Origin of the sequence: Aeribacillus sp. FSL K6-2833 (assembly GCF_037965815.1) — a bacterium.
GTDB classification, from domain to species: domain Bacteria; phylum Bacillota; class Bacilli; order Bacillales; family Aeribacillaceae; genus Aeribacillus; species Aeribacillus composti.
Genome location: NZ_CP150189.1, coordinates 1447853 through 1461628, shown reverse-complemented (window position 1 = coordinate 1461628; position 13776 = coordinate 1447853). Strand labels below are relative to the sequence as shown.

The window sequence follows — 13776 nt, the reverse complement described above, 5'->3', positions numbered from 1 at the left end:
TTATTTATCTTCTTTTTCTCGCAATGATTTTAATAGGGGTTCCTTCAAACCCGAATGCATCGCGAATACGATTTTCCAAAAAACGTTCATATGAAAAATGAAGAAGCTCCGGATCATTTACAAATATGACAAATGTAGGCGGTTTAACAGAAACTTGTGTTGCATAATAGATTTTTAATCTCGTACCGTGGTCCGTTGGAGTCGGATTCATAGCAACGGCATCCATGATCACATCATTCAATACGTTTGTTTGGACACGCATCGCATGATTCTCGCTGGCAAGAATAATTTGAGGCATTAATGTGTGCAATCTCTTCTTCGTTTTTGCAGACAAAAAGACGATTGGCGCATAGTCTAAAAATAAAAATTGATCGCGAATATCTTTTTCAAACTCTCTCATCGTTCTTTCATCTTTTTCCACTGCATCCCATTTGTTTACTACAATGACAACGGCTTTCCCGGCTTCATGGGCGTAGCCAGCAATTCGCTTGTCTTGTTCAATAATTCCTTCCTCTGCATTTAAAACAACTAACACTACGTCAGAGCGTTCAATCGCTTTAAGCGCCCGCAAAACACTGTATTTTTCTGTTGTCTCATAAATTTTTCCTTTTTTTCTCATGCCAGCTGTATCAATGATGACAAACTCCTGCTTGTTATACGTAAACTTAGTGTCAATAGCGTCTCGTGTTGTTCCAGCAATTTCGCTGACGATCACTCTTTCTTCTCCTAAAATAGCATTTACTAAGGAAGATTTGCCGACATTTGGTCGGCCAATCAAAGAAAATTTAATGATGCCTTCATCATCATTTTCTGATTGGGGTTTTGGAAAATGTTTGCATACTGCATCCAAAAGATCTCCCAGTCCAAGCCCATGCGCTCCTGATATCGGGTACGGTTCTCCAAAGCCAAGAGAATAAAATTCATATATATTTTCCCTCATATCCGGGTTGTCCATTTTATTAACGGCAAGGACAACGGGTTTGTTTGAGCGGTACAATATTTTTGCAACTTCTTCATCAGCGGGAGTTACGCCTTCTCGACCGTTAGTAATGAAAATAATTACATCCGCTTCTTCAATCGCAATCTCCGCCTGATGGCGAATTTGTGCTAGAAACGGTTCATCCCCAATTTCAATTCCACCTGTATCGATCAAGTTAAATTGGAAATTCAGCCATTCACAAGGTGCATAAATACGGTCACGGGTAACACCAGGTATATCTTCTACAATTGAAATACGTTCACCGACAATTCGATTAAAAATCGTCGATTTGCCGACATTTGGTCGACCGACAATAGCCACAACAGGTTTCGGCATACTAAAACTTCCTTCCTAATTTAAAACTCATCACATTTTTCACTATGTATAATGTTAAAGGGGCTACGCCTTCAAGAAATCGCAGCATGTTTTCGCCTAACTCCTTTTTCGGCATGCCCCGGAAGTTTTTTACCAAGCTTTTTTCCAACTACCCTATTATATAGCAGTTTATGAAATTGAACAACTGCCTTAAAAATGTTTCACAATGATATATATTTCCTCGCTTATGGCATGAGCAATTCCATCTAGAATCGCTTCTAAATTTTTTGCAATCGAATCCATTTCTTTTTGGTTATCACAAATAAAAACAGGTGCACCGCCTTTTATTTTTTTCTCATTTGTCGTAACGACCGCTAAAACCGCTTTCTCTAAAACCATCGTTTTTTCTCACCTTTCCTATTTGCCTTCGACTCCGTCGGCATGCGAATGGCATTTTCAAGCGTTGGCACGTTGCTGATCACTCGAATGGCAATATCCAAATCATGTTTTTGAGGAAGCACAAACACGCCGACTCTTCCATCCTCAAGATTTCGTTTTGCCAATGGGACTAATGATGGTTCACCCGCATCGCGGTTTACGCCCAGCGCAGTTGAGACATCATGGAGAATCGCCTGACGTTGTCCGATGTTGGCAATCGTTGTTCTCGCATCAAATGATTTTGGTGTCAAAATAAACCCCATGCCATATTTTAAAACTAGTTCACGTTTTTCCGGGATGCCGATATTCATAATATAAATGTCATCGACATACAAGCCTGCACCGTCAAAATGCGGCTTTACATATTGAATGTCAACAATATCTTTCAATGTGCCTCCAGACATTAACACTTTAGAAATGATAAAGCAAACGACCGTCATCACAAGAGCCATCCAAAAGCCAAAGATTAAATAAGCAAGCGTAACAAATAAAGATGTGAAAATCACTAAATAATTTCTGCTTTCAAAGGCGATTGCAATTCCTTCAATATATGTACTTCCCCGAGGAACAAGCTCATATTGATCGAGCTCTGACAGTGTATTTCTTTCCATGTTGCGGACTTCGCGAAACTGCGATGCAGCCAACGTTAAAAAAGTAATGGCAGTAAACTCCTTTTCCATTATGGCCGGAACAGCAATCGTGCCGAGTCCCGCCGCTATAAATCCAAGTGCGATATGAATAATTTTTCCGTGCAAATATGTGGGATATTGGCGATAATCGGTTTTTAGCATAAAAAGACGGGCTAACACACCTACGAAGACACCATAAAAAATAGGAAGCGTGTATTCATTCATGACCCTTGCCTCTCCCTTGCATGTTTTTTGAATATATGTTCTAAAGAAGCAGCGAATGTTTTGAATGACGCCCATATGAGCAATGAAAAGATTCCGATTGACAGCATATCAAGAAAAGGAAAGTCGCCTATTACAATCGGCCGATAATAAGAATAAACTGCAGACGAAAAAAGAGCTTCTCCGTAACAAGATCCCAATATAAAAAATGCCATTCCTTCAAAAAAATCTTTGCTCAGCATATTGGATAAAATGACTCCTAATATAGATAAATACATCTGAACGTCAAGTAAAAACCAGACAGGATCAAATAAATAAAACAGCTTGACTCCTGCATAGGCAACCGTAATGATCAAAACGGAAAATAATGAATAAAATAAACGCTTAGTTCTATACAAGATGAAAAAACTAAGCAAAGCAAATAAGATATACGAAAAACCAACATGTATTTGTGTAAAGTGTATAAACGTTGCACTTCCTAAAATATTTAACAATATAAAAAAGGAGAGCCAAAAACGAGCATCCGTTTTTGGAAGCCAAAATGTTACAATTACCCAAATCATCCACATGAACCAATAATAATATATTCCTTCCATCTCCAACCTCCTACTATTTCCATTATGTGAAAAATTTATGGATGCTAACCGTACAAATTTTGAAATCAAAGCTAAAAGCGTATAAAAAGCAGTTAAAGGGCTGTGGGAGAATTGATTGCTGATGGATTGCTGTGAGAGGAAAATGTAAACATTTCACTGCCCGTCAAGAAAGGAATTTTCGCTATTTTTTTAGAACTCATAAGCCGATCTGTTTAATGGCAGAATGTCCGTATAATTTCTTTTCATAAAAAAAGGCTTCTAAATCATTATTTGTTTTTTAGGAGGGAGTTTTTCTGCAAAAAAATTGTGGGCTAATGAATACAGGCTGGATGTATCATTTGTTTATCTGCACAAGTTTTGATTTTTAATGGAGATACGAACGCAAAACGGACGTATCGCTTGCTTATTAAAAGCAGCGAAGAATTTTGTTCGCACATATAATCACGATATAGAGCAGCTTAGCAAAAATCGAACCGATACTGCAGAACTCAAAAGACAGCTTATTGAAGTGATATGGAAGCTATATACTAGGTGAGGCTTCGAACAATAACAGCTTATTACAGCGAGGATGGATCGTATCATTCTCAAGGATTTATGAAAAGAACAGCAGTGGAGAAGATGATAAAACAGCTCGTTATATGCTGGGCGGTGCTTATGGAGTCTTTATGGAGAACGCTCAAATGTGAAACGTAGATTTCGTTTGAGGACTGGCAATCGATACAAATTAACCTCATAAAACGACTAAACGGCCTCAGCCCTATGGAATATAGAGATAAAGCCGCTTAGATCATTTTTTATTCCGCTGTCACCTTGACAAGGGGCAGCTCGTGATGATCGCCTTTGTCTTTATTTTAATTTATTTAATTGCTCTCCGATCATTTCGCTTAGTTGAAATCCTGTCGATTCCTCTTTCGGACGATATTTTCGAAAATCTTCTTCACTACCGGTCCCATCCTCTTCCAATTCCTTTATGCTTAAGGAAATCCGTTTCTCTTCTTCGTTTACATCAAGCACTTTTACTTTTACCTTTTGTCCTTCTTCTAATACTTCTTGAGGAGTGCCTATATGTTTTTTAGAAATTTGCGATATATGGACAAGACCTTCTACTCCAGGTAAAACTTCAACAAAAGCTCCGAATGAGACGAGGCGTTGTACAGTTCCTTCGACAACATCACCGGATTTGATTTTTTCAGAAATGTTTTCCCATGGACCAGGCAATGTTTCTTTAATCGATAGTGAAACCCGTCCATTATCCCGATCGACAGACAAAACTTTCACTTTTACCTTTTCGCCTTCTTGAAGCACATCTGACGGTTTATCTACATGAGCATGAGAGATCTGAGAAATATGTACAAGACCGTCAATCCCGCCGATGTCAACAAAGGCTCCGAAATCGGCTAAACGTTGGACTGTTCCTTCCAATACATCACTAGGCTGAATCGACTGAAGCACTTGCTGTTTTTTCTCTTCCTGCTCCTTTTCCACTACAGCACGATGAGACAAAATCACTCGATTTTTTTCACGGTTTAGCTCCACAACCATCAATGTCAATGTTTTTCCTTTATAATCTGAAAAATCCTCAACATAGTGAGGTTCAACCAATGAAGCAGGAATAAATCCGCGGACGCCTAGGTCTACCACTAAACCGCCTTTTACGACATCCTTCACTTCTGCCTCAAATACTTCTTTATTTTCAAATTTTCTCTCTAATTCCACCCAAGCTTTATCCGCAGCCACTTTGCTTTTCGATAAAATGACTGCTTCTTCCTCAACTTTAATGACCGCTAGTTCAAGCTTGTCATTTTCCTTTACAACATCTGAAGCTTTTTCAATATGCAAACTAGACAGTTCACTAATCGGAATGATGCCCATTTGTTTGCAATTTTCAATATCAACAATCACCTGCTTATCTTCCACTTTTGTTACAATTCCCTCTACAACGTCTCCCACTTCAGGCACAAAAACTTCACCTTGATTGATGTCCTCTACCATACCATTTACCTCCTTGGTCAAGCCATAGCAACTCAACAAAATATGTACCATTCTATTTAGTATGTCACAAGCTACTCTAAATAGAATGAAAAATACCTCTTTTCTATAAGTTCTAACAAAAAATTCCGTTTGTCAAGTTAAATCCATTGATTACCTATATTTTTCGAGCAAATTTCTAATTTCTGTCATGATTTTATCGGTCGCTTCTTCAGCTGAAATTTTTTTGTTTCGATAAGATGTAAAATCAATGGCTGGGCCGAAAATGACTTTCGTTTTCCGAAACGGTTTGTAAGAACTGACGACAGCGCATGGCAAGACGACACAATCTGATCTTAAGGCAAAAAAACCTGCACCAGCCAAACCTTTTCCGAGTTCACCTGTTTTGCTTCTCGTTCCTTCCGGAAAAATGGCTAAAACTTCTCTTTCTTTTAATATTTTCAAGCCTGTTCTTAACGCCTCTCGATCGGAAAAGCCCCTTTTGACCGGAAACGCCCCCAATGCCCGGACGATCAAGCTGAAAACCGGAATTTTAAACAGCTCCTCTTTTGCCATAAAACGGAGCTGCCTTGGTGAAACGATACCAATCGTCGGAGGGTCCAAATTATTAATATGATTGGAACAAAGCAGCACGGCACCATTCATTGGAAAATGTTCCTTTCCGATCACTTCGACCCGAAAGAGCGGTTTAATAAAGCAGTAAACAATTGCCTTTGCAAATTGATAAAATTTACCCATTTCTTACAGCCTTTCTTTTACCAATTCTTTAATTAATTCCGCCACCTCTTCAATCGTCAATGAAGTTGTATCGATTTCGACGGCATCCGGCGCTTTTTTTAATGGGGCAGTTGCCCTCGTGGAATCAAGCTTATCTCTTTCTTCAATTTCTTTCTTTAATTGTGTTAAATCGGATGTAAAACCTTTTTTTAAATTTTCCTCATACCTTCTTTTTGCTCTTTCCTCTACAGAAGCCTTTAAAAATATTTTCAACTCCGCATTCGGCAGCACATGAGTGCCGATATCCCTGCCATCCATGACAACGCCGCCGTTTCCTGCAAGCTGTTTTTGCCTTTTCACCATTTCCTCCCGCACATTAGGATGTTTGGAAACAGTGGAAACATGCTTTGTTACTTCATTGGAGCGGATAATCGCCGTTACGTCTTCACCGTTTACTAGCACTTGCTGACCTTCATTTACCGGCTTCAGTTCAATCGTCATTTCATTCAAAAGCTTGGTTAGCGCTTTTTCATCCTCCAAAGAAATGCCATTCTGTAAAGCTTTCAAAGTGAGAGCTCTGTACATCGCACCAGTATCAATGTATGTATAGCCTAAATCTTTTGCGATTTTTTTGGCAACTGTGCTTTTCCCGGCAGCTGCCGGACCGTCGATTGCAATGGAAATTTTTTTACTCATAATACCTCCTAGCTAGTTTCAAAAAATATGTATCTATTTTTTTGGAATACAGAAAGAAAAGCAGGGGTTTCCTGCTCTTTTAGCGGCTGATAGTTTCCACCCATTCGGAGATGGACATGTTTCCAACACCTTCATATTGCACGGCTTTTGATAAATATGGCTTCAATTCAGAATGGCGCAAAAAAAGCTGAGCGGCAATTAACATAATGAATTGTATAATGATCAATTTGATCAATATTTGTTCAAAGCGCTTCACAAAAAAACATCCTTTTGCCATTTTTTATAAATAGTATGGACAGCCTTGCCGGTATTATTCATTCAAAATTCCTTTCTTTTTCATTTGCAGCTGCTGTTCAAAGCAAAAGCGAATCAATTTTTGCTGTGTCTTTTCATCAATATTGATAAATGCTATGGAAGCGAGCTTATGATGTTCCGCTTCCACAACTCTGAGCGCCTTCCCTGTTACCTTATAATATTCAATCGTTCCGTCCATAAACGTGAGCACCATATAAATATGTATATTTTCATTTAGCGGTACGTCCACACCATTTGGAATAATGATTGAAATGCCGCCAGCACTTATGTCGTTTGTAACTGTTGTAAATGGGGCGAATTCCTGATTAATGGCGTGTATGGCTACATCAACGGCTGTCTCGATTCTGACAAATTGCCGCCTTTGGATCTCCTCCATATACTCAGGTGCCTGAAGCATGATCATCGGGAGGTTATCTTTTTTCTTGCCAAGAACTTTAGTACGAAATTTATACGGTTTTTTTTCGCCGTTCACAAATGTTACAACGAGCTCGGTGCCGTCTGGTAAGAAAACAGTTTTTCCTGTCTTGCTATTTATAGGAAAATCAATATAAAGAATGTTTTCTTCTTGGTCCACAAGTTTGCATTTTAGTATTTGATCTTGGCCAGAAAGTTCCAATGTGATCATCGTACCAATTTTTATCAACGTTACCACTCTTTCAATGTAATAAGCGCTCTACATTTATTAAAGCATGAAATGAAAAAAAGGGAAAGCCTAAAAATCGACTCCCCTTTTTGTGATTAAATTTCTCTGAATAACGGTTCAGCACTTTGCAATTTTTCCACTTTTTCTTCCGTTCCGTCCATTGCGTTGATGAAAATGCGGTACGTGTCTTGGTCAATCGTTCCTAAAAATTCATAGCACAGCACTTCTTCGCCGGCATCATTTGTCACAACAGCTAATCGATCCTCCTGAATTTCAACGTTAGAATGGACTGATTTTTTTGCTTCTTCTTTTGTAATAGCCGGTTTCGGCAAATTTCTTTTTTTGTGCGCTGCTAAATAATCACGTCCAGAATAACCTATAATTTCTCCGTTGTCCAACGCTACCTTTAAACGAACTGCATCAGGATATAGACGTACACCTTTGTAATTAGAAACAAATGTGAAAACACCAATGTTGTCATATTGTGCACTCTCATAAAGCTCTAAATCCTTAAATTTTAGCTTTTTCAAAAATTCCGTTGCTCGGTTGGATGCTTCATTTAAACTGATTTTTTGTTGTTTAATATCTCTGTTGTGCAATAAATAAATTAAATGACCGCCTTTTTTCGTGATATCCATATAAACATCATGTTTATTTCCTTTATCATGCATAGTAATGCTGTAAAACTGAATGTTTGATCCTTTACCATTTGTTGTTACATCTACTCGTTCTACATTTTTAGGGGCAAATCGTTTTGCGATTTGTTTTGCTTCTTGCTCTGATATTTCCTTTCCAGTTAATTGTTCAAATCCTTTTTTAGGCTTTTGCAGCGCTGTTGCTGTTGGACCGAAATTAGTTTCGGAATAGCCTTCAACATTTTTTTCTACCGTTTTAAATCCATCAATAATCGTATTGTCCATTTGTTTTTGCCCTGATGCTAGTGCGAGTTCAACATCCATCCAGCGCAGATTGTTTTTCAAGATTAAATGCTGGACGTTTCTCAATTCGTCTTGTATGTCTTTTGCATTTTTATACAATTTTTTTAACGTTTCATATTCTTGATCCGTTAACGGATCTTTGTTTAAATCTCTCACTGCTGTTTGATAACTAAATTTCCCAATATTTGACAAGAATTCCTCTGTTTTATTGAAAGGTAAAAGAGTTAACGGAAGCTGGCCGACATCATTGTGCGCTTCCGATGTAATTCTCCAAACTTCCGCCAGCGCCGGTGACAATGATTTTCTTGAATTCATGGCGAGTGTCTCGCCAATTTTGTCATGAAGCAGATCCACTTGATAGGTTAGATCGTGAAAAGCCCGCTGGTAATTGTTTTCTGCATGAATTAATACGGCGTTTTTTTCCTGATGCTCTTTATATCCCCAGTAGCCTGTTCCGATTAAGGCCACTGTAAGCAGCCCGATTAATAATCCTCGAAGCATACTGAATCACCTCACTATTCACAGAATATGTGTTTTCCGATTTTCTTGATTTGCGGCCGCGTCCATATCCATGGGCTTGTTGCTGTATCAGGATTGAAATAATAGAGAGCTTCTTCTGTCGGATCCCACCCGTTAATGGCGTCCATCACCGCTTTTCTCGCTGTTTCATTTGGTGTCAAATATATTTGTCCATCGCTGACAGCTGTAAAAGCACCCGGTTCAAAAATAACACCAGCAACCGTATTTGGAAATGTCGGGCTGTTCAGTCGGTTTAAAATAACTGCCGCAATTGCTACTTGACCAATATAAGGCTCGCCGCGGGCTTCTCCGTAAACGGCATTGGCTAAAAGATTTAAGTCATTTTGTGAAAAGCCTCCAGGCATATTCACCGCCATCGGCTGTACCGATTTCCCTGTTTGTTGTTTATTTTGGGCTGCTTGCTGTTTAGGAGCAGCCTGCTTTTGCCCTTGTCCAGCCTGACCAGCTTGTTGTTTTTTTGGCGGTACATTTTTTGCGAGATTTTTTTCGGTTTGCTTCCGCCATTTTGCGCGCAGCTCCTCAGAAGGCGCTGTTTGGATTTTTAGCGGCACTCCGCCATAATGGGTAAAGTCTCTGCCTTTTCGAATTTGTTCGTGGACAAAAGATTTATAATATTTTGTCGTATTGATAAGCTTTTGTTTTGTTTCAGGACCAACTAAACCATCTACTTCTTTAAGTCCGAAATTATTTTGAAATTTTCTAACTGCCCAATAAGTATTCCATCCATATACCCCATCAATTTTCCCATGATAATATCCGTTATATTGAAGTCTTGCCTGCAGTTCAATGACATCATCACCTGTCGCACCTCTCTGAATCACTTGTTCGCTAAAAGCATGAACATGCAGCTGATTGTTAGAAAGAATAAGAAAAACGATTAAAACAAAAGCGTTTGCGAGCAGATATTTCATGTTTTTTCCCATCATCATGCCTCCTCACTTTATATCGTTACATGTATTTTCTGTAGTAGATGTCATTTTATACAACAAAAAAACCGGCTCATGCCGGTTCAAAAATTTTTTTATCCTGATATTGTTTCGATATTTTGCTTGTATACCATGCGCGCTTTTTTTGCTTTATGAAGCCCAAACCACCATAAAAACACCATAAACGGAGTGACCCAAAACTTCCAGTCTTCATTGGAAAGCAAGATATAATTGTACGTTCCGTGCAAAAGAAACGGAATAACTAGAGAATAAAGGAGCCATCTTTTTTTAAGCCTATCATTCGAAAATTTGCTTTTTCCTAAATAATACCCCATGATGACACCGAACAATGCATGGCTTGGGACTGGAAAAATTGCGCGCCCGAATGCAAACTCCACACCGTTCGCAATTAAATATAAAATATTTTCCAATGTCGCAAAGCCGAGAGAGATGGACACACCATAAACGATTCCATCGTAATGTTCATCAAAATGAAAATGGGAGTAAATTGTAAAATAAAAAATAAACCATTTAAAAAACTCTTCCAATAAACTCGAAGCAAAGAAAGCTTGTAAAAAAGAAGAGGGAAATACATTTTCTGTTTCCAGAACGTATTCAATAAACATAATTGGAAAAACAAGCAGCGCACCGAAAATAAACGTCCGAACAACCATGTAAAGGGGTTCCATTTCATATTGATCCTTCAAATAAAAATATGAAAGTATTGCCAGCCCTGGTGCAATGCCTGCTGTAATAATCGCAATCATAATGACAGCCTCTTTTCTTCTAGTATCTCCTTATTTATGTATAGATTTATCAGAATGTTCCTTTTAAAATAAAACAAAATAAAAGAATGAGAAATGATGATTCATGTTAGAGCAGCAGTAAGTTGTTAAAAACATCCTTTTGATAAAATGGTAACATGTATATGACAAAATGAAAATCAAAAATAAGCATGAAAAAATGAAACTTTAATGAAAGGGATAAAAAGATGAAGAAAGTATTGATTTTACATACAGGCGGTACAATTTCAATGCTGGAAGATGAACAAAGCGGTGCAGTGAGACCAGAAGGGTCCAATCCACTAACAAATTTTTCATTGAATGTAAACAATGTACAAACAATCGTAAAAGAGCTTTTTAACTTGCCTTCCCCGCATATAACTCCAAAGGAAATGCTGGAAATTAAAAAAGAAATCGAACATCATGCCAAAAATGGAAGCATCGACGGTGTCGTCGTCACTCATGGAACGGATACTTTAGAAGAAACAGCTTATTTTTTAGATTTGACTCTTGACCTTCCCATCCCCGTTGTTGTAACGGGTGCGATGAGGTCAAATAATGAACTCGGATCAGACGGATTATATAATTTATTGATGTCCATAAAAGTTGCTGCTTCCGACGAAGCGAAAAACCTTGGTGTGTTAGTTGTCATGAATGACGAGATTCATACAGCAAAAAACGTCACAAAAACGCATACAAGCAATATCGCTACATTCCAAAGTCCGCAATACGGACCGATCGGTATTGTGAACAAAAAAATTCTGGCATTTCATCACTATCCGTTAAGAAAAGAAACATATAGTATAACGAAAATCACTAAACATGCGCTCCTTTTAAAGGCGTATGCAGGCATGGATGAAAAAATAATGGAAGCAGTTGAAGGACTGAATCCGGATGGAATCGTCATTGAAGCTTTAGGGCAAGGAAATTTGCCGCCGGCTTTAGTCCCCGGCATGAAACGGCTTATTGAGAAGAAAGTGCCGATCGTCATTGTCTCACGATGTTTTAACGGCATTGTGCAGGATGTCTATGATTATCAGGGCGGAGGAAAACATTTAAAACAGCTTGGCGTTATATTTTCGAACGGATTAAACGGGCAAAAAGCTAGAATAAAGCTTTTAGTGGCTTTAGAAAAAACGAGCGATTTAACTGAAATAGAAGAAATGTTTTCGAAATAATAAGCTGTTGTGATGATCAACACAAATTTTACTAAAAAATGTTACAAGTAAAACATACTAACATTAGTAGTACAGACCTAGGCCAAGGTTTGTGCTACTATTTTTTTATAGTAGAAGTGAAGGAAGGTCGAACATCCCCTGGGACCAAATAGAGTCCGTATTAAAAACAGACCAACTTCACATCCTTATTTGAATCAGTTTAGTATGTTGGGTCCGAAGAGACCGTGTATAAGAAAATGGAATCAATAAGGCAATGTGAAGAACTTCTATGTTTGGCTAAAAAGGAGAGGCAGAAAATATGAAACACGTAGTGGCATTTGATGTCAGTATGGGGAAAAGTACAATGGTCATTTATGACCGTTATCGTCAATGCGAATATGAGGGTGAAATAACCCATAACCGCTACTCTTTCGAGAAATTAAACGAAACCCTTATATCTTTAACACAAAAAGATGCACAGGCACCTGATATTGTCTTTGAAGCAACAGGCGTATATTCAAAACCACTAGAACGATTCTTAGGTGATCAAGGTTATATGTATTATCGAGTTAACCCACTCGAAGCGAATATTCAAATGGCTTCAATGAGGAGACAAAAAACAGATAAAAGCGACGCTCATGAACTTGCGAAAACTCACTTTAGAGTTGAACGTGAACAAACTTATCAAGAAGGGGAATATTATAAACAAATGCGTGCAATGACGAGATATTATGATGAATTAAGTAGTGAAATGACGCATTTATATAGTCGTTTACATGCGATTCTACAATTGAGTTTTCCCGAGTTAGAAAAGCTATTCAGTAAACGTTCTGCTTTATTTTTGAATGTCGTTCAATTATACCCTCATCCGGATCATGTGTTAGTTTGTTCAAAAACAGTGATTCGTAATCGTTTAAAAGCCAACACAAGAAAAAACTTATCATTGGCACGTGCTGAAGAAAAAGGGATCGCTTTAATCGAAGCAGCAAAAGAAGCGTATCCAGCAATTTCAAAAGATGATATTCGCTGTGAACAAGTGCGGGATTATGCCAAACGGATTGCAGACTTGAAGGAGAAAAGAGATCAACTTGTCCAAAAGATGGTTAAATTATCGAAAGATAAACAAGAGTATCAGATTTTAATTTCATTTCCAGGAATCGGAGAAACGACTGCAGTTCGTTTAATTGGAGAATTAGGAGATATTCGACGATTCAAAAACCATAAACAACTGAATGCTTACGTCGGTATTGATATTATGAGATATCAATCTGGGAATACCTTTTATAAAGACAAGATTAATAAAAGAGGAAATAACAAACTTAGAAAGATTCTATTTTACATGATCCAGACCATGATCCAACTACGGAAAAACACACAAAATCATATTGTAGATTATTATGATAAATTAAAAACGCAACCCCAGAGGAAACCTCATAAAGTTGCGTCCATAGCATGCGTGAATAAGTTCTTGAAATCGGCTTATCACCTTATCACACATAATCTGAAATACGATTACGAAAAGGCAACAATGCATCAGTAATCGTAAGTAAGATTATATCACAAAGACCTGACGAAAAAAATGGAAATCGTGAGGTCTATTTGTCATGCGAAAATTTATTTTGGAAGGAAGGGGTCCCCCTTCCTTCCAAAATAAAATCTATATTAACCAAATTATTTAATAAAAAATACTTGACTAGAGGTAAGAAGGGGGTGTCTAATAAGTCGTTTTACAGCTTATTGACGCCCCCATTAATGTTTTAGAAACGTTGATATATCGGTGTTTATGATTTTTTGTTTTCAATGGCGATTTGATTTCTGGACAGCCCCACAACTTATGAAAGCAACAAAATCAAGTAGAGAAAAACGGATTGTTTTTCTCTACTTGATTATTTTC

Annotated in this window: 14 protein-coding genes; 2 read left to right on the top strand and 12 right to left on the bottom strand. The window is 37.9% G+C overall.

The window, feature by feature from the left end; genetic code table 11:
• Window positions 1–4 precede the first annotated feature (4 nt).
• The 12 genes from der to prsW all read right to left on the bottom strand — a co-directional run bounded on the left by der (window position 5) and on the right by prsW (window position 10710).
• Window positions 5–1315 carry a ribosome biogenesis GTPase Der gene (der, locus tag NSQ94_RS07250; RefSeq protein WP_063388598.1) on the bottom strand — a complete coding sequence of 437 codons (1311 nt, stop codon included), beginning with the start codon at window positions 1313–1315 and terminating at the stop codon, window positions 5–7.
• Between the two features lie 189 nt (window positions 1316–1504).
• Complete coding sequence (locus tag NSQ94_RS07245) at window positions 1505–1693, bottom strand: hypothetical protein (protein WP_066251964.1); 189 nt, start codon at window positions 1691–1693, stop codon at window positions 1505–1507.
• Complete coding sequence (locus tag NSQ94_RS07240; protein WP_339230454.1) at window positions 1684–2586, bottom strand: YIEGIA family protein; 903 nt, start codon at window positions 2584–2586, stop codon at window positions 1684–1686. The genes NSQ94_RS07245 and NSQ94_RS07240 overlap by 10 nt, the downstream gene beginning before the upstream one ends.
• On the bottom strand, window positions 2583–3179 hold the full coding sequence (locus tag NSQ94_RS07235; RefSeq protein ID WP_063388601.1) for a hypothetical protein: 597 nt from the start codon (window positions 3177–3179) through the stop codon (window positions 2583–2585). Before NSQ94_RS07235 ends, NSQ94_RS07240 begins: the two co-directional genes overlap by 4 nt.
• 846 nt (window positions 3180–4025) lie before the next feature.
• The gene (rpsA, locus tag NSQ94_RS07230; protein ID WP_339230452.1) at window positions 4026–5171 is read right to left on the bottom strand and encodes a 30S ribosomal protein S1; all 1146 of its coding nucleotides are present in this window, start codon (window positions 5169–5171) and stop codon (window positions 4026–4028) included.
• 150 nt (window positions 5172–5321) lie between these two features.
• Window positions 5322–5906 carry a lysophospholipid acyltransferase family protein gene (locus tag NSQ94_RS07225; RefSeq protein WP_339230450.1) on the bottom strand — a complete coding sequence of 195 codons (585 nt, stop codon included), beginning with the start codon at window positions 5904–5906 and terminating at the stop codon, window positions 5322–5324.
• A gap of 3 nt (window positions 5907–5909) precedes the next feature.
• On the bottom strand, window positions 5910–6581 hold the full coding sequence (cmk, locus tag NSQ94_RS07220) for a (d)CMP kinase (protein ID WP_339230448.1): 672 nt from the start codon (window positions 6579–6581) through the stop codon (window positions 5910–5912).
• A gap of 79 nt (window positions 6582–6660) precedes the next feature.
• A complete protein-coding gene (locus tag NSQ94_RS07215; RefSeq protein WP_094246144.1) occupies window positions 6661–6837 on the bottom strand; it encodes a DUF5359 family protein in 177 nt (58 codons plus the stop codon).
• Between the two features lie 54 nt (window positions 6838–6891).
• Complete coding sequence (locus NSQ94_RS07210; RefSeq protein WP_339230446.1) at window positions 6892–7539, bottom strand: flagellar brake domain-containing protein; 648 nt, start codon at window positions 7537–7539, stop codon at window positions 6892–6894.
• A gap of 95 nt (window positions 7540–7634) precedes the next feature.
• Complete coding sequence (gene ypeB / locus NSQ94_RS07205) at window positions 7635–8978, bottom strand: germination protein YpeB (protein WP_144598200.1); 1344 nt, start codon at window positions 8976–8978, stop codon at window positions 7635–7637.
• A gap of 14 nt (window positions 8979–8992) precedes the next feature.
• A complete protein-coding gene (gene sleB / locus NSQ94_RS07200) occupies window positions 8993–9946 on the bottom strand; it encodes a spore cortex-lytic enzyme (protein ID WP_094246145.1) in 954 nt (317 codons plus the stop codon).
• 92 nt (window positions 9947–10038) lie between these two features.
• Window positions 10039–10710 (bottom strand): glutamic-type intramembrane protease PrsW, encoded by a 672-nt coding sequence (gene prsW, locus NSQ94_RS07195; RefSeq protein ID WP_094246146.1) that lies wholly within the window; start codon window positions 10708–10710, stop codon window positions 10039–10041.
• Between the two features lie 224 nt (window positions 10711–10934).
• Between prsW and NSQ94_RS07190 the strand changes: the two genes are divergently transcribed.
• Both NSQ94_RS07190 and NSQ94_RS07185 read left to right on the top strand, forming a co-directional pair.
• On the top strand, window positions 10935–11903 hold the full coding sequence (locus NSQ94_RS07190) for an asparaginase (RefSeq protein WP_339230444.1): 969 nt from the start codon (window positions 10935–10937) through the stop codon (window positions 11901–11903).
• Between the two features lie 298 nt (window positions 11904–12201).
• Entirely contained in the window at window positions 12202–13422 is a 1221-nt protein-coding gene (locus tag NSQ94_RS07185; protein ID WP_063388609.1) for an IS110 family transposase, read from the top strand.
• The last annotated feature ends 354 nt before the right edge of the window (window positions 13423–13776 follow it).